The sequence below is a fragment of the Pseudochelatococcus sp. B33 genome (assembly GCF_053570585.1).
Map to the genome: position 1 here is coordinate 137,651 of NZ_JBSEFH010000013.1, position 15,635 is coordinate 153,285.

19 protein-coding genes are annotated in these 15,635 nt (G+C 65.5%); 13 read left to right on the forward strand and 6 right to left on the reverse strand.

The genetic code is table 11. The annotated features are described in order from the left end of the window. Window positions 1–18 precede the first annotated feature (18 nt). Window positions 19–1,065, reverse strand: a complete 1,047-nt coding sequence (locus ACUSIJ_RS15935; protein ID WP_449309396.1) for a helix-turn-helix domain-containing protein — start codon at window positions 1,063–1,065, stop codon at window positions 19–21. Between the two features lie 390 nt (window positions 1,066–1,455). Here ACUSIJ_RS15935 and ACUSIJ_RS15940 point away from each other — a divergent pair, with 390 nt between their 5' ends. Beyond that, complete coding sequence (locus ACUSIJ_RS15940; protein ID WP_449309397.1) at window positions 1,456–2,691, forward strand: MFS transporter; 1,236 nt, start codon at window positions 1,456–1,458, stop codon at window positions 2,689–2,691. Window positions 2,692–2,751: 60 nt separating this feature from the next. Here the strand turns inward: ACUSIJ_RS15940 and ACUSIJ_RS15945 are convergent, their stop codons facing one another. Then, window positions 2,752–3,195 (reverse strand): VOC family protein, encoded by a 444-nt coding sequence (locus tag ACUSIJ_RS15945; RefSeq protein ID WP_449309398.1) that lies wholly within the window; start codon window positions 3,193–3,195, stop codon window positions 2,752–2,754. Between the two features lie 136 nt (window positions 3,196–3,331). Here ACUSIJ_RS15945 and ACUSIJ_RS15950 point away from each other — a divergent pair, with 136 nt between their 5' ends. The 3 genes from ACUSIJ_RS15950 to ligD all read left to right on the forward strand — a co-directional run bounded on the left by ACUSIJ_RS15950 (window position 3,332) and on the right by ligD (window position 7,783). Continuing rightward, on the forward strand, window positions 3,332–4,174 hold the full coding sequence (locus ACUSIJ_RS15950) for an isocitrate lyase/PEP mutase family protein (protein WP_449309399.1): 843 nt from the start codon (window positions 3,332–3,334) through the stop codon (window positions 4,172–4,174). Window positions 4,175–4,370: 196 nt separating this feature from the next. Next, a complete protein-coding gene (gene ku, locus ACUSIJ_RS15955; protein ID WP_449309400.1) occupies window positions 4,371–5,225 on the forward strand; it encodes a non-homologous end joining protein Ku in 855 nt (284 codons plus the stop codon). Between the two features lie 2 nt (window positions 5,226–5,227). Further along, window positions 5,228–7,783, forward strand: coding sequence for a DNA ligase D (gene ligD / locus ACUSIJ_RS15960; RefSeq protein ID WP_449309401.1), 2,556 nt, complete (start codon window positions 5,228–5,230; stop codon window positions 7,781–7,783). Window positions 7,784–7,785: 2 nt separating this feature from the next. Here the strand turns inward: ligD and ku (ACUSIJ_RS15965) are convergent, their stop codons facing one another. Next, window positions 7,786–8,592, reverse strand: coding sequence for a non-homologous end joining protein Ku (ku, locus tag ACUSIJ_RS15965; protein ID WP_449309402.1), 807 nt, complete (start codon window positions 8,590–8,592; stop codon window positions 7,786–7,788). 258 nt (window positions 8,593–8,850) lie between these two features. On the opposite strand from ku (ACUSIJ_RS15965), the gene ACUSIJ_RS15970 reads away from it, so the two are divergent. The 8 genes from ACUSIJ_RS15970 to ACUSIJ_RS16005 all read left to right on the forward strand — a co-directional run bounded on the left by ACUSIJ_RS15970 (window position 8,851) and on the right by ACUSIJ_RS16005 (window position 13,393). Continuing rightward, window positions 8,851–9,420 (forward strand): type 1 glutamine amidotransferase domain-containing protein, encoded by a 570-nt coding sequence (locus ACUSIJ_RS15970; RefSeq protein WP_449309403.1) that lies wholly within the window; start codon window positions 8,851–8,853, stop codon window positions 9,418–9,420. Between the two features lie 48 nt (window positions 9,421–9,468). Continuing rightward, window positions 9,469–9,975 (forward strand): YciE/YciF ferroxidase family protein, encoded by a 507-nt coding sequence (locus ACUSIJ_RS15975; protein WP_449309404.1) that lies wholly within the window; start codon window positions 9,469–9,471, stop codon window positions 9,973–9,975. Between the two features lie 95 nt (window positions 9,976–10,070). Further along, entirely contained in the window at window positions 10,071–10,679 is a 609-nt protein-coding gene (locus ACUSIJ_RS15980) for a UdgX family uracil-DNA binding protein (RefSeq protein WP_449309405.1), read from the forward strand. A 62-nt stretch (window positions 10,680–10,741) separates the two neighbouring features. Next, complete coding sequence (locus ACUSIJ_RS15985; RefSeq protein ID WP_449309406.1) at window positions 10,742–11,839, forward strand: AI-2E family transporter; 1,098 nt, start codon at window positions 10,742–10,744, stop codon at window positions 11,837–11,839. A gap of 2 nt (window positions 11,840–11,841) precedes the next feature. Then, window positions 11,842–12,069 carry a hypothetical protein gene (locus ACUSIJ_RS15990; protein ID WP_449309407.1) on the forward strand — a complete coding sequence of 76 codons (228 nt, stop codon included), beginning with the start codon at window positions 11,842–11,844 and terminating at the stop codon, window positions 12,067–12,069. Window positions 12,070–12,159: 90 nt separating this feature from the next. Next, entirely contained in the window at window positions 12,160–12,348 is a 189-nt protein-coding gene (locus ACUSIJ_RS15995; RefSeq protein ID WP_449309408.1) for a hypothetical protein, read from the forward strand. A gap of 146 nt (window positions 12,349–12,494) precedes the next feature. Next, a complete protein-coding gene (locus ACUSIJ_RS16000) occupies window positions 12,495–13,058 on the forward strand; it encodes a sigma-70 family RNA polymerase sigma factor (RefSeq protein ID WP_449309458.1) in 564 nt (187 codons plus the stop codon). 83 nt (window positions 13,059–13,141) lie between these two features. Continuing rightward, window positions 13,142–13,393, forward strand: a complete 252-nt coding sequence (locus ACUSIJ_RS16005) for a glycine zipper domain-containing protein (protein WP_449309409.1) — start codon at window positions 13,142–13,144, stop codon at window positions 13,391–13,393. A gap of 163 nt (window positions 13,394–13,556) precedes the next feature. On the opposite strand, the gene ACUSIJ_RS16010 is transcribed toward ACUSIJ_RS16005, so the two are convergent. The 3 genes from ACUSIJ_RS16010 to ACUSIJ_RS16020 all read right to left on the reverse strand — a co-directional run bounded on the left by ACUSIJ_RS16010 (window position 13,557) and on the right by ACUSIJ_RS16020 (window position 15,170). Continuing rightward, window positions 13,557–14,318: an aldo/keto reductase gene (locus ACUSIJ_RS16010; protein ID WP_449309459.1), complete on the reverse strand. Its 762-nt coding sequence runs from the start codon at window positions 14,316–14,318 to the stop codon at window positions 13,557–13,559. 148 nt (window positions 14,319–14,466) lie between these two features. After that, window positions 14,467–14,688 carry a DUF378 domain-containing protein gene (locus tag ACUSIJ_RS16015; RefSeq protein WP_449309410.1) on the reverse strand — a complete coding sequence of 74 codons (222 nt, stop codon included), beginning with the start codon at window positions 14,686–14,688 and terminating at the stop codon, window positions 14,467–14,469. A 44-nt stretch (window positions 14,689–14,732) separates the two neighbouring features. Beyond that, the gene (locus tag ACUSIJ_RS16020) at window positions 14,733–15,170 is read right to left on the reverse strand and encodes a DUF2267 domain-containing protein (protein WP_449309411.1); all 438 of its coding nucleotides are present in this window, start codon (window positions 15,168–15,170) and stop codon (window positions 14,733–14,735) included. Window positions 15,171–15,308: 138 nt separating this feature from the next. Between ACUSIJ_RS16020 and ACUSIJ_RS16025 the strand changes: the two genes are divergently transcribed. Next, the gene (locus ACUSIJ_RS16025; protein WP_449309412.1) at window positions 15,309–15,599 is read left to right on the forward strand and encodes a DUF3175 domain-containing protein; all 291 of its coding nucleotides are present in this window, start codon (window positions 15,309–15,311) and stop codon (window positions 15,597–15,599) included. Window positions 15,600–15,635 lie beyond the last annotated feature (36 nt).

Sequence of the window (15,635 nt, forward strand, 5' to 3'; positions counted from 1 at the left end):
CGCTCCCGCGCAACCGGTTCATGGCGGTCCATTTTGTCGCACGTGTCTAGCACCGACCGTGGGATACTGGATTGAACGTTCTTGTGGCGGATCGGACGATTTTGGCTTGTTGAAGGTATGGAGACCCGGCGTTCCGGAGGGCGAGAGAAAGGAAACCGGACAGGAGGCGACATGGTCGCGCTTCCACGCAGCCGGCGTCGTTCCGACCATGTTGCGGAAGATGCGGGTCAGATGCGCCTGATCCGCGAAGCCCGTCATGGCCGCGACATCGGGCAGCGACGCGTCCCGGTCTTCAAGCAGCTTCTTGACCTTCTCTATCCGTGCCCGCATCTGCCAGCGATGGGGCGGGAGGCCGGTCGACGCCTTGAACGCGTGGCTGAAATAGGACTGGGAAAGCCCCGTGAGTTCCGCCAGCTCCTCAAGCCGGATCCGGCGCAGGCAATTGTCCTCGATGTAGGCGACCGCGCGGCGCAACTGCCATTGCGACAGCCGGCTGCGCGTGCGTGGTTCCTTCTTCTCCAGCTGAAGGGCCGCCGCCAGCAGCGCGCCGATCAAACCGTCGCCGTACATGTCGTCGAGCCCGCTCGGCCGCACGCATTCCTCCGCGATCAGGCGGGCGAGCCGCAGGACACGATCGTCTCTGAACATCAGGCGCGGCGCTTCGAGGCACCGGCTGTCGACCTTCTCGCCCATCCGCGCCTCAAGGGTCCGTCTGTCGAAATGGATGTCGAGATGCTTCAGCCGGCGCAACGGTTCGGCGCGCGACCAGATGCGCAGGTCCGCCGGAATGAAGCAGATGGGGTTGCCGCCGCCGCTCGCCGCGCTGTGCACGGACCCGCCGGCAGAATCGACGATGTCGATGCCCGCATCCGGCGCATCGATGCCGGCGGCCTGTTCCAGAACGATGAACAGGCGCGGGTCCGGCGAAACGTATTCCCCCCATGCACCGCCCGGGCAGGCGACCTCCCAGACATCCGCGACGACGCCGCTCCACGAACGCCAGTTGAGGGGAGAGATGACCTCAACCCCGACATGAAAGCTCTGCATCCGGGGACGAAAAGACATGGCAAGAGTCCGCTTTGAGCACAGAATTTTATTTAGAGTAATTATATTTATGGACAGCATGATCCAATCAATGGCTATTCATTACCATAATGAGTGGCGATTGCAAATCTATATTGTACCTTGATTATAATTGATCTAACTACTGCCTTGTTTATTGTTGCAGGCTGGCGCATCACGCGGCTTAGGCGCGGGCAGATCCTCCGCCGCGATCGCCCCGCACCCCATATTGCGCACCGGGGGATCGACCCGTCGTCGCGTGAACGAACGCGTTCGGGAGTTGCCTTGCCGCGCCAGTGCATTATTGTTTATGGATTGAATGAAATCGGTCGCGAGATCTCGCCCTGGATCAGGCGCGTTTCCGGTCGTCTGAATGTCTGGGGTTGGTGAGCCATGAGCGGCTTGGTATCTATGCCCGCGCACGTGGAGCCCAAGGTGGCCGACGTGGCCGTCTACGCGGGCGCCCAATGTGTCAGTTTCATCGGTTCGTGGATGCAGAAGGCGGCCGTCGGCTGGCTGATGTGGGAACTCACCCATTCGCCGGGGTGGGTGGGCGCCATCGCGCTCACCGATCTCGTATCCGCGATCTGGGTTGCCCCGCTTGCCGGAACCGCGGCCGACCGCAGCAATCCCTACCGGCTGATCCTTCTCACCCAGTGGCTGAGCCTCGTCGCGGCTGCGCTGTTGTGGCTGATGATCGTCGGCGGCGCGGCGACGCCTGCCAGCCTGCTCCTGTGGGCGGTGATCGATTCCACGGTGCAGGGCTTCAACCAGCCGGTGCGCATGCTCGTGATTGCCCTGATCGCGCCGGGCAACCGGACATCGCAGGCAATAGCCGCCAACTCGATCGCGGCCAATCTGGCCCGCATCCTGGGGCCGGCAATCGGCGGTTTCGTCATGCTGCACAGGGGGGTGGACTGGGCGATCCTGCTCAACATCCTGTCGTTCGCGCCGTTTTTGGTGGCCATCGTCTATCTTCGGCGGTGGATAGACCGGGCGCCTCCGGCTGAGGAGCGTGCGTCGCTGCTCGAGGACATCGCGTCCGGCTTTTCATACGTTTACAAGACGCCCCGGATCGGGTTGCTGTTCGTGCTCACGGCGCTGTTCGCGCTCCTCGGACGCCCGTTCACGGAGCTGTTTCCGGCTATCGCGGGAGAGATTTTTGGGGGCGGCCCGGAGACACTCGCCCTGCTGATGAGTGCGCAGGGGGTGGGGGCGTTGTTTGGCGCCGGCTGGATGCTGCGGGCGCGCAGCCGGACGTCGCTCGTCGTCATCACCTTTGCAGCTGCTTTCAGCATCGCGGTGGTGCTCGTCGGCTTTTCCCTCTGGCGCGCGACGACATTCGGGCTGACGATGATGCTGTTTGCCGGTTTCTTCCATGTTGTCTGCAATATCGGCATGCAGTCGATGGCGCAGACCATGAGCGAGCTGGACATGCGCGGGCGCGTGCTGTCGCTCTACTGGCTGCTCTTCAAAAGCGGCCCTGCCGTCGGCGCCTTTCTGCTCGGTGTCGGGGCGCATTACGTCGGGCTGCAGACCCTTATCGGCCTCGCAGCCGCGCTGCTGGGCGTCGCGGTGATCGCCATGGCGCCGTCCGTGCGCCGCATCTATCTGCGCGACGACGGATAGGGCGGCGCCGCTCCAAGAGGGCCGGGAATGGCGGCCGACCGCCGCTTCGAGCCGTTGATTCTACATCTGCTTTTCTATGACGCAGAACGTGTTACCGTCCGGATCGGAAAGAACGACGTAGTCCGCGCCCTCGGGATAGCGCCACTCAACACGCCTTGCGCCAAGCGACAGAAGTCTCTCAACCTCAGATTTTTGACTGGATGCGTAGAGGTCGAGGTGGTGGCGCTGGTGGCTCTCGGCATCAGACGAAACAACCGTAATCGCCATCTGCTGGCCCTCGCCCTCGGCCGGAACGAGTATGGCCCAGTCCGGCGACGGCTCCCGTAATGGCTTGTAATTCAAGGCAGCACACCAGAATTGGATAGCGCGAGGGACATCTCTCACTCCCCAGACAATTGAACCGATCTTGAGCACTGGCAGCCTCCATCTCTGCGCTTCGGAGAACCGTGCTGCAATAATAACGCTAACAACGGGGCGAAACAGCGGGCCGTCTGCGTCGACCATGCTACGGCGATTTCGAAGCGGCGTTGCCGCGCCGCATGGCTGTTCCAGACCGATAGACAGATAGTGGCAAAGAAATTGTTTCCTTTTTGTTCTCTTCGGCTATACTGCCCGGCGTAGCTGTGCACAGGGGGAAACCATGTCGGAGCAGGAAGAGAAATTCGAACGCCTGAGAGCTTTGCACGACCGGGACGGAGCGTTCGTCATACCCAATCCGTGGGATGCGGGCTCGGCCCGTCTTCTGACCAGTCTGGGCTTCGAGGCGTTGGCGACCACGAGCGCGGGCTATGCGTTTTCGAAGGGAAAACGGGATTCCTTCGCCGGCCTTGGCAGGGGCGAGATACTCGACAACGCCGCCGAGATCGTGAATGCGACGCATCTTCCGGTCTCTGCCGATCTTGAAGACGGTTTCGGCGCTGCGCCGGCAACCTGCGCCGAGACCATCCGCATGGCCTGCAAAGTCGGCCTGGTCGGCGGATCGATCGAAGATGCAACGGGCGATCCCGATGCTCCGATCTACGATATTTCCCAAGCTGTTGAACGCATAGAGGCGGCTGCGGAAGCGGCACGCGGCCTGCCCTTCGTGCTGACCGCCAGGGCCGAGAACTACCTGTGGGACCGTCCCGATCTGGACGATACGATCAGGCGGCTTCAGGCGTTTTCCGAAGCGGGGGCGGATGTGCTCTATGCGCCGGGGCTCCCCGATATCGATGCGATCAGGACCGTATGCCGCGCCGTGGACAAGCCGGTGAACGTGGTCATGGGGCTTGGAGAGCGCAGCTACTCGGTGGCCGAACTGTCGGATGCGGGGGTGCGCCGCATCAGCGTCGGCGGGTCCTTCGCGCGGGCTGCGCTGGGTGCTTTGATGCGCGCGGCTGAGGAGGTGAAGTCATCCGGCACGTTCACCTATGCGGCAAGCGCGCTCCCTTCTGTTGTCATCACCTCGCTCATGTCGCAGGATAAACCTGCCGACAGGCAGTGACCGGATCGTCCTGCGCCCCGACATTCGCCAGCCGGCCGCGCTGTGCCGGCGCCTCGCTCGGCATGGCCAGGGAACAAAATCCTGCGGACGGCGTTGCCCCGTGATCCGGGCGAGCAGTCGACCGCGCGATACTTCTCGCGAGAGTTGATGCCCAGCCACGGCTGTTCCAGGCCAGTACACCGGGTGGAGGCGTACCGTGGCACCGAGAGCGAACTGGAAAGGATATCTGAAGCTTGTGGAAGTGATCTGCCCCGTGGCGCTCTATACCGCTGCCTCGACGTCCGATCGCATCGCTTTCCACACCCTCAACCGCGCGACCGGCAACCGGGTCCGGCGGCAGTTCGTCGACAGCGGCACCGGCCGGCCCGTCGAGAGGGACGAGCAGGTCAAGGGATACGAGGTCGGCGAAGGCGACTATGTCGTGCTGGAGCCCGAGGAGGTGGCCGCGGCTGTCCCCGACAGTGACAAGACGCTCTCGATCTCGGCCTTCATCGACTGCGGGGATATCGACGATGTCTATTTCGACAGGCCGTACTACCTGGCGCCGGCCGACAAGACGGCCGGGGAAGCGTTCGCGCTCATTCGCGAGGGCATGCGGTGGAAGAAGGTCGCGGCGATCGCGCAGACGGTCCTGTTCCGGCGCGTTCGCACCCTCCTCATCCGTGCCCACAATGACGGCATGATCGCCACCACGCTCAATTTCGACTACGAGGTGCGCCCGGCGGGGGAGGCCTTCAGGGACATTGCCGAGATGCGGATCGAGGGTGAGATGCTCGACCTCGCCGAGCATATCATCGACACCAAGATGGGGAAGTTCGACGCCTCGCGGTTCGATGACCGCTACGAGAAAGCGCTCGTGGATCTGGTGAAAGCCAAGCTCGAAGGCAGGAGGATCGAGCCGCGCAAGGAGCCGAAGCGCGAGAAGGTGGTCGATCTGATGGCGGCGCTGCGTGAGAGCGCGGGCGTCGCCGGCAGGAGGCCGGCGAGGAAGGCCGACGCGAGGAAAAAGGCCGCCCCGGCCGCGCCCCGTCCCCGCAGGAAGGCCGGCTGACCATGGCGCTGGAGACCTACCGGCGGAAGCGCGACTTCGCTTCGACCCCGGAGCCGAAAGGCGGAAGACCGCGCAAGAGCGGCAATAGTTTCGTCGTCCAGAAGCACGCCGCCACCAGTCTGCACTACGATTTCCGGCTGGAGATGGATGGCGTGCTGAAGAGCTGGGCCGTTCCCAAGGGGCCGAGCCTCGTTCCCGGCGAGAAGCGTCTCGCGGTCGCAGTCGAGGACCATCCCCTCGAATACGGCGATTTCGAGGGGACGATTCCGCAAGGCCAATATGGCGGCGGCACGGTCATCGTCTGGGACCGCGGCACCTGGTTGCCGATCGGGGACGCGCACAAGGCCTATGCCAAGGGCGATCTCCAATTCGAGCTCGACGGCGAGAAGCTCCGCGGCCGCTGGCACCTCGTCCGCATGCGCGCCAAGCCGCGCGAGAAACGTGAGAACTGGCTGCTGATCAAGGGGGATGACGAATTCGCCCGGCCGGACGGCGCCGCCGACATCCTCGATGAATGGCCGCAATCCGTGCAGACGGGGCGTGACATCGCCGAAGTTGCCGGCGAAGCGCCGGGCTGGTCCGCGCGGACGGGCCGGATCCGGAAGAGCGGCCGGGCGCGACAACCGGACGGGCCGGAGGCCGGGAAGGCGGCGGATGCGGCGGCTGTCCCCCCCGACCCCGCGACGGTCAAGGGCGCGAAGAAGAGCCCGATGCCGTCCTTCGTCGAGCCGATGCTCGCCTCGCTCGTTTCCGCCGCGCCCACCGGCGAGCGCTGGCTGCACGAGATCAAGTTCGACGGCTACAGGCTTCAGGCCCGCATCGAGGCGGGACGCGTGAAGCTGCTGACCCGCGGCGGGCTCGACTGGACCAGGAAGTTCGGAAAGGCGGTGGTGTCCGCGTTGCAGGAACTGCCGGTCGGGACGGCCATCATCGACGGCGAACTCGTGGTCGAAACCGATTCCGGCGCTTCCGACTTCTCCGCCCTGCAGGCCGATCTGAGCGAGGGGCGGACCGACCGTTCCGTCTTCTACGCCTTTGATCTGCTCTATCTCGATGGCTACGACTTGCGCGCGCTGCCGCTCGTCGAGCGTAAGGCGCTGCTCGAACGGGTGGTGGCGGACGACGGCGGCATGATCCGCTCCAGCGGCCATTTCGACGAAAGCGGGACCCTGGTGCTGCGCCATGCCTGCCGGTTGAGCCTCGAAGGCATCGTCTCGAAGCGCCGCGACGCGCCCTACCGGGCCGGCCGCGGCAAGAGCTGGGTGAAGTCCAAATGCTCCCCCCGGCAGGAATTCGTCGTCGCCGGCTATGTGCCGTCGACCGTCTCGCGCAAGGCGATCGGCTCGCTCGTGCTCGGTATCTACGACGGCGACGATCTCCACCATGTCGGCCGGGTGGGCACCGGCTTCAGCAGCGCGGTCGCCGAGGAACTCCTGCGCCGGCTGGAACGCATCCGTACGACATCGAGCCCCTTTGCCGGGCGCCTGACCGCCGACGAGGCGCGGCAGGTGAGGTTCGTGCGCCCCGAGCTCGTGGCGGAAGTCGAGTTCCGGGCGTGGACGGCCGACGGCAACCTCCGTCACGCCTCCTTCCGGGGGCTGCGTGAGGACAAGGCCGCGCGGGAGATCGTCCGCGAGATCCCGAAGTCCGGCGCGAAGGCGCCCGCGCCGCAGCGCCGAACCGTTCGGCTCACCCATCCCGATCGCCTCTACTGGCCGGACGAGGGCATCACCAAGGAAGGGCTTGCCGATTATTACGCGGAGGTCTGGCGCCACATTGCGCCCCATATCGTCGGCCGTCCGCTCGCGCTGCTGCGCTGCCCGAACGGCATCGCCGGGCAGAAATTCTTCCAGAAGCATGCATGGAAGGGCCTCAACCCCGCGATCGTGCCGGTGGAGGACCCGCAGAACCCTTCCGACGAGCCGCTGATCAGCATCAACGATCTGGACGGGCTCATGGGCCTCGTGCAGTCGGCCGCTCTTGAAATCCATCCCTGGGGCTCGACCGTGACCGACTGGGAGCGGCCCGACCTTCTCGTCCTCGACCTCGATCCCGGTGAGGGCGCGCCCTGGCAATTGGTGATCGATGCGGCGCATGAAGTGCGGCAGCGCCTGACGGACGCCGGTCTTGCCGCCTTCGTCAAGACGTCCGGCGGCAAGGGCCTCCATGTCGTCTCGCCGCTCGCGCCCGTGGCGCGCTGGCCGGCAGTGAAGGCGTTCACCAAGGCGCTCGCCGATGCCATGGCGTCCGACAGCCCCGACCGTTTCATCTCGACGATCACCAAGTCGAAGCGCCGGGGCAAGATCCTGATCGACTACCTGCGCAATCAGCGCGGCGCGACGGCGGTCGCGCCCTATTCGACGCGGGCGCGTCCGGGGGCGTCCGTCTCGGCCCCGCTGCGCTGGGACGAACTCGGCCCGGGGATCGGGCCGGGCTATTTCACGGTCGAGAACATGCCGATCCGGCTGGCGGCGGTCCCCGGCGATCCGTGGGACGGATTCCGTGCCGCCGCCGCGCCGCTGGAGCCCGTCCGGTCCCCCCGGCAATCGTCGGCATGAAGCTACCGCTTCCGCCGCCGGCCTTCGGCGGCGATGCTCTTCCTGAGAGCGTCCATGATATTGATGACATTGCCCGGCTGGGCCTCCGTCCGGCCCCTTGTCCTGGCGGGCCGTCTGCGGCCCTTCTTCTTGGCCGCGATGATATCGAGAAGCTTCGCCTGCACGGGGTCGCCGACCATGTCGGGATGCCATGAGGTTGTGCGCTCCTCGATGAGTTCGCTCACGAGCCTCATCAGGCCGGCGTCGACCTTGCCGTCGCCGATGTTGCCGAAGTACTCCTTCTCGTCCCGCACCTCGTCGCCGTAGCGAAGCGTCCAAAGCACGATCCCCTTGCCGCGCGGTTCGAGCATCACGGCGCGCTCGCGCCGGTAGAGCATCAGACGGGAAATCCCGACGGTCCCCGTCGACGCCATGGCATCGCGGATCACCGAGAAGGCTTCCTCCCCCACCGGGTCGTCCGGCACCAGGTAATGCGGCCGGTCGTACCAGATCCACTCGATCGTGTCGGAGGGCACGAACATATCGATGTCGATCGTGCGGGTGCTCTCGAGCGCGATCGTTTCGAGTTCGTCGTCCTCCAGCAGCACATGGTCGTCCTCGCCGCGCGGATAACCCTTGACCTCGTCGTCCTCGTCGACGGGCTCGCCGGTCCCGGCGTCGACGTAGCGGCTGACGACGCGGTTGCCGGTATCCGCATTGAGGGTGTGGAAGCGGACCTTCTCGTCCTCGCTCGTCGCCGGCATCATCGAGACCGGGCAGGTCACGAGCGACAGCTTCAGATAGCCTTTCCAGAACGATCGCGGCGCCATGCGGAATCCCTCGAAGCGGACGGGAGGAGAACGCCGCGCGGGCGGTTTCGTTCCAGCCATTGTCCCAGGCAAGGGCGCGGCGCGATCTGCCGCAACCGGGAACCGTTCCGGGACGGGCGCGTTATCGCCATGCCAACTTCGTAATGCCAACCGCGTAGCCGGACCGAACACAGGAAGCAGTTGAGGCCCCGCCCATCCTTACCTGGCAAGCTTACCTGGCAAGACCATCCCGTCACACCGGACAAGCAGGAGGTATTCATGAAACTCAATGGCAAGAGAGTAGCAATTCTGATCGCGCCGCGCGGAACCGAAGATTCCGAATTTGCGAAGCCGAAGGAGGCGCTGGAGGCGGCAGGCGCACAGGTCACGATCGTCGGGCTTGCGAAAGGCAAGGCCCGGACGGTGACGAACGATATCGATCCTGCCGGCGAATATGACGTCGGGAAGACCGTTGCAGAAGTCTCGGCGACCGACTTCGATGCGATCGTCATTCCCGGCGGCAGCGTCGGCGCGGACAAGCTGCGCGGCGACGAGAAGACGGTCGCGTTCGTGCGCGGCTTCTTCGAACAGGCCAAGCCCGTCGCCGCCATCTGCCACGCCCCGTGGGTGCTTGCCGAGGCGGACGTGATCGACGGCCGCAAGCTGACGTCGTTCAGGAGCATCCGGACGGATCTGGTCAACGCCGGGGCCGACTGGGTCGATGAAGAGGTTGTGGTCGATCAGGGACTTGTCACCAGCCGCACACCGGATGATCTGCCCGCCTTCGTCGGCAAGGTCGTCGAGGAAGTGGCCGAAGGCAGGCATGCGGAACAGGCCGGAAGCGTCTGAGGCCGGCGCTTCCGGTCAAGCAATCGCCCGTTGAGAAAGGAACATGTCATGGCCAAGGAAAAAACGCTGGAAGATCTCTTCCTCGCCACGTTGAAGGACATCTATTACGCTGAAAAGAAGATCGTCAAAGCGCTTCCGAAATTGAGGCGCGCGGCGCAGTCGGAAGACCTGAAGGCGGCGTTCGACAAGCACCACGAGGAAACCGAGGGGCACATCGAACGCCTGCAGCAGGTGTTCGAGATCGTCGGCAAGCAGCCGCGCGGCAAGACATGCGAGGCGATCGAGGGCATCGTCACGGAGGGCGAGGAGATCATCGAGGAATTCAAGGATACCCCGGCGCTCGACGCCGGCCTCATCGCCGCCGCCCAGGCCGTGGAGCACTACGAGATCACCCGCTACGGCACGCTGAAACGGTGGGCCGGGGAACTCGGCATCGCCGAGGCGGTCAAGCTGCTCGATGCGACGCTGAAGGAAGAGATCAAGACCGACGAGCACCTGACCGGGCTTGCGGATTCTTCCGCCAACGACAGGGCCAAGGCGCGCGAGACGGCCTGAGCCTCGACCGGCTTGCCGGGAAGGTCGGCGCCTCCCTCTGCGGGAGGCGTCGTCGCCGGCGCCGGCAAGGTGAAGCCGTAGCGGGACCAGCCGCCATGTCGACCGCGGAAGTGGAGGCTTTGTCACTGAAGGAGCTGGCTGAGGCCGAGGCCGGATGCATGCGCTGCGACCTCTATCGCAACGCCACGCAGGTGGTGCCCGGCGAGGGACACCGGCAGGCGCGCATGATGGTGGTCGGCGAGCAGCCGGGCGACAAGGAGGACATGGCCGGCCGCCCCTTCGTCGGACCCGCCGGGCGCATCCTCGACGCGGCGCTGGCGGAGGTGGGAATCCCGCGGCAGGCGGTCTTCGTGACGAATGCGGTCAAGCATTTCAAATTCGTGCCGCGCGGCAAGGTGCGGCTGCACAAGCGTCCCAATGCCGGGGAGATAGAACGCTGCAAATGGTGGCTCGGCCAGGAGCGCAAGCTGGTCTCTCCCGCCGTTCTGGTGGCGATGGGGGCAACCGCGGTGCGCAGCCTTCTCGGGCGCCCGGCGTCGATTGCCTCCCTGCGCGGCGAGGCCCGCCGGCTCGAAGACGGCACGCCGATGATCGCGACCGTCCATCCCTCATACCTGCTCCGCATCCGCGATCCGGCTGTGCGGGATGAGGAACGCACGCGCTTTGCCGCCGACCTCAGGCGCGGCTGGGAACTGGCGACGTGATTCATCCAGCGGTCCCGTTCCGGAAGCTGCGCGTCCCGCCGGGAGACGCCGAAAGTCAATGCATGATCGACCATCCGCCATCCGCCTTGCCCGGCGCCTTCATACAGCGGCTTCTCGCCGCTGGTGCCGTCGTGACCGCGGCGCTGGCGCTGTGGTATCTGCGCGATATCGTCCTTCTGGTCTTCGCCGCCATTCTCTTCGCCATTGCGCTGAGGGCGCTCGCCGCCGCGGTCATGCGGGTGACGGGCCTCAACAACGGCTTCTCCTTCTTCATCGCTGCAGTGGCGGTGGCGCTCGCCGTCGGTCTCTTCTTCGCCGTGCTCGGCACCCAGCTTCAGGCGCAACTCGCGCACCTGGGCGATCAGCTGCCCGAACTGCTCGCGCCGTTCGAAGGATGGCTCGGGGTGGGCGACATGGGAGAGTGGCTGGCGGAGCGGGCGGAGGCGGTGATCAACGAGACGACGCTGGTGAGCCGGATCGCGGGGCTGTCGGGGGCCGCGGCGACGCTGCTGGCGAATGTGGTGCTCGTGGTCGTGGCGGGCTTCTATATCGGCAACCGCCCCGGCCTCTACCTCGGCGGCTTCCTGCAGCTCTTTCCGCCGGCCATTCGCGGCCGGGCGGAGGAGACCCTCGGCGCGCTGGGCGCGGCGTTGCAGCGCTGGCTGACGGGCCAGATCGCAGCCATGCTGGCGGTCGGCACGCTGACCTTTCTCGGCCTGTGGGCGCTGGGAATAGAATCGGCGCTGGCGCTGGGCTTCATCGCCGGCGTCCTCGAATTCATCCCGTTCCTGGGGCCGATGCTGGCGGCGGTGCCGGCGCTCGCGCTCGCCCTTGCCGTCGACTCGATGACGGCGATCTGGGTTCTCGTGCTATATGTGGTCATCCAGCAGGTCGAAGGGAACGTTCTCAGCCCACTGATCCAACAGCGCGCCGTGTCGCTGCCGGCGGCCGTCACCCTGTTCGCGATCCTGGCTTTCGGTATCCTGTTCGGCCCGCTCGGCGTGCTGCTCGCCACGCCGCTTGCGGTGGTCTGCCTCGTGGCGGTCAAGCAGCTGTGGGTGCACGCCGCTCTCGGCGAAGAGGTGTCGCTGCCGGGAGATGCCGGCAAGGGGATGGAACGGGTCGGCGCGGAGCGAGTTTCGATGGAAAAGGAGGATTGATCATGAGCACACCTCAGCCGTGGCCCGAGCCGGAGCCCGGACCCGTACCACCACCTGCGCCGGAGCCGTTTCCGCCGGAGCCCGTGCGTGAGCCCGATCCTCCTCCCAGGCTTCCCGACGAAGATCCCCTGCCCAACCCGGACGAGAACGAAAACCCGCCGCAGCACAGCGCCGCGGCGGGGCGGGCGGCGCCCGTCGACGGACGTTCCCTCCCGCTGCTTCGATCGTGAAAGGGCGGCCGCTGTCTTGAAAAACTTGAAAAACAGGTCAAGGGCGTTGATACAGACAGGGAAGGAATCGAAAGAGTCGAGGCGCGCTCGATGCGTGATCAGGACTGCCCGGAAGACCACGACGCCCGTGTGCCCGAAACGGCGCCCGGCGAGTTCGATCGCCTGCTGCGCGAGATCGAGAAGGAAGCGGTGCCGGCGCGGCTTCTGGAACTCGCGCTGGAGCTGCAGGCGGCGCTCGCGGCACGGCGCAGGCGGCGGGAGGGCGAGGAACGCCCCTGAGCCGTTCGACGGCCTTCCGGCGGCAGCGGCCCGGCGGCCACGGCGCCTCCCTCCGGACATAAATCCCGGAACTTCCTGTCCGAGCCCGCATTAAGCCTCTAGAAGCGTGCCCGGCGCGCAATGAGGAGGCCAGTCCGGTGGATGGACTGAAAGATCACCAATCCTCTCCCTCGCAAGCGGAGATCGTCCAGCTCATCCCCGCGTTGCGCGCCTTCGCCCGAACCTTCTACCGCGATCCGCACGAAGCCGACGATCTGGTCCAGGAGACCCTTACCCGCGCCTTGTCGAGCATCTGCCAGTTCCGGCCGGGCACCAGCATGAAGTCGTGGCTGTTCACGATCATGCGCAACGCCTTCTACACGAAGATCAAGGTCGAGAGGCGGGAGGCGCCCGGAGCGACCGACTGCGTCTCGCTGCGGCCGGCGTCCGACCCGACGCAGGAATGGTCGGCACGGGGACGCGAGATCGCCGACGCGATCCAGCGCCTGCCCGAGCAGCAGCGCGAGGTACTGGTGCTGATCGGCGTGCTGGGCGTTTCCTACGAAGAGGCAGCCATCATATGCGGCTGCGCCATGGGCACGGTCAAGAGCAGGCTGAATCGGGCACGGTTGAGGCTGCTGAAGGAGATGGGCGAGGCTTCCAGCGCTTCCTCGCTGGAGCATGACGAGAACCATCCCGTCGGCTCGATCCAGCGGACGTCGTGGCGGTAGCCCAATGCCGATCTTCGCGGACGGCTCTGGAACAAATGCGTCTCCTCCCTGTTCGGGTGGTCGTGAACCTATGGAGGAGGCAAATGAAGCAGATACTCGCCGCCTTGGGCCTGGTGGCCCTCATTACCGGCTGCACCGCGACAGAGCGGGGCGCCGTCATCGGTGGAGCCACGGGTGCGGCGGTCGGCGGCGCGGTTTCCCGCGACGTCACGGGCGCGGCCGTCGGGGGTGCGGTCGGGGCGACAGTCGGCGCGCTGATCGGCCAGGCAAGCGAGCCCGGCTATTGCGTGTATGAGGACGAGTTCGGTTCCCGCTACACCGCTCGCTGTCCCTAAAGCAATTCCAGCAAAGGCGGGAACCGGTTTTGCGGTCGGAATTGCGTAAAAACAAAGAGATAGAGCATTTCTCCGTTTCAACGAAAAGGAGAAATGCTCCAGGGCGGAATCGGCAGAGGCGCGTTCGTCGCGCCTCTGCTCCCCGTCCCTGGCTAGACACTCCCTATTCGTAGGGGAGCTTGCCGAGGGAGGAATAGCGCTCGTTGAGACCGTTCAGTCTCTCCATATCGTCCTTTGAGATCTTGATGTCGAAGACATCGAGATTTTCCTTCATATGGTCCCGTTTGTTGGCCTTGGGGAGCGGCACCGTACCGTGCTGAATGCTCCAGCGGATCGATATCTGCGCCGGGGTCTTGCCGTATCTGTCGGCGAGCGCCCGCAGCGTCGCGTCGTGGAGGCGCCGCGTGCGGGTGAGCGGGCTGTAGGCCTGAATGACGATGCCGTTGTCGGCGGCGTAGCGCAGCATGGCGTCGCTATGGCCGAACGGGCTCCACTCGATCTGGTTGACGGCGGGCGTCTCACCCGTCGCCGCCACCAGCGCGTCGATCAGCTCGGCCGAATAGTTGCTGACGCCGATGTCGGTCGCAAAACCTTCATCTCTGGCGCGTATCAGGCCGCGCCACAGATCCGCGCCGCTGCCCGCTTTCGGCGGCCGGTGGATCAGGATGAGATCGGCGTGCTCCAGGCCGAGTTCGTTCAGGTTCCGGCGGGTCGCTTCGTAGGCGTCCTCCGTTTCCTCCACTTTGGTGACGAGATAGAAATCGGAGCGGGCGACGCCGCTGCGCCGGATGCCCTCGCCGATCCCCGGCTGCGTCCCGTAGTCGCCTGATGTGTCTATGAGACGATAGCCGAGTTCCAGCGCGGTCCGGATCGCCTCTGCCGTATTCTCGGTCAGCTGCCATGTGCCGAGGCCCATGACCGGCATGGCATTGCCGGTGCGCAGCCGCGTCTCGCTCGTGCCGCCGATCGCCGGCGCGCCGTTCTTCGTGGTGCTCATCGCAGTCTCCCTGTGTTTCGTGACTGCTGTCCAAACCGCGTGCGGCGACCGGTGTTCCCGGCGCCAGTCCACTTCTTCACCGCCGGCCGGCGATCTCGTCGTCGGTCAGGGAGCTGAAGAACTGGAAGAGCTGCCAGACGGCCGACAGTCCGGCCAGGACATAGACGAGGCGGGCAGGCCCCGCGTCCTGCCCGCCGAAGACGGCAGCGCCGAGGTCGATCTGGAACAGGCCGACGAACAGCCAGTTCAGCCCGCCGACGATGATGAGAAGCAAGGTGATCATATTCAGGGTGTACATGGGCTCTTGTCCTCCCGAGCAGTGGGTGATGCATGTCCGGCCGGTCATGAATCGGGCTTCGGTCCGACGACGCGCCGGATATCCTCCGGCAGGGAATCGCGGACTTTCGTGATCACCCCTTCGTCGACGTGCCGCGCAACGACCGAGCAGACGACACGCAGCGCGTCCCGTGTGTTGACCGGCCGCGTGAACTTCAGTTCGTCGGCGATCTTCTCCAGGCAGGCGTCGAGGGACCGCGACCGGTCCGGGGTCGCAGCAGGCTTGTACTGGTCGTAGTAGGTTCCGCGCACGATCAGCGGCAGCTGCGCGCCGAGATGGGCGGCGAGGTCCGGAGGCAGCCTGTCGCGGACGGCCCGAAGCACCGCGCCCAGCATGTGCCAGGCGACGTGTCTGTCAGGCCCCATCTCCTCCATGATCTCGTTGAGCCATATGTTCGTCGTCTGGATCGTCTTGTCGAAAACGTCGAGGCCGGTGGCACTCATGGCGGTCTCCTTTCTGCGGTCTCCCTGTCTGTTGGAGCCCAACGAACAGCGAACGGCCGGACTTGTTCCAATCTGTCGCAGCACGCCATGGAACACTGGATCCGCGACGGAGTTCGGTTCAGCAGAGGACGGTGCGAGATGACGCAGGAGAAGGACGGGAAATGGTCGGGCGAGGTCACGCGCCACAGCGACGCGCTCGACCTCGAGGAAGGCATCTTCCAATCGGACGATCCCGAACGCATCGCCGCCTCGCTCAAGCGCTCGGCCGAGCAAAGCGGGCGCAGGAAGGCGGAGCCGTTCCGGTCGGCGATGTCGATGCTGACCTTCTACATCAACCGTGCCGGCAGCAACCTGTCCGAAGGACGCAGGAAGGTGCTGGAAAAGGCGAAGAATGCCCTGCGCAGACAATTCGGGCGCGACCCGCGCTGAGGGCGCAGGGAGGCAGCCGGCGGAACCATCCAGCCG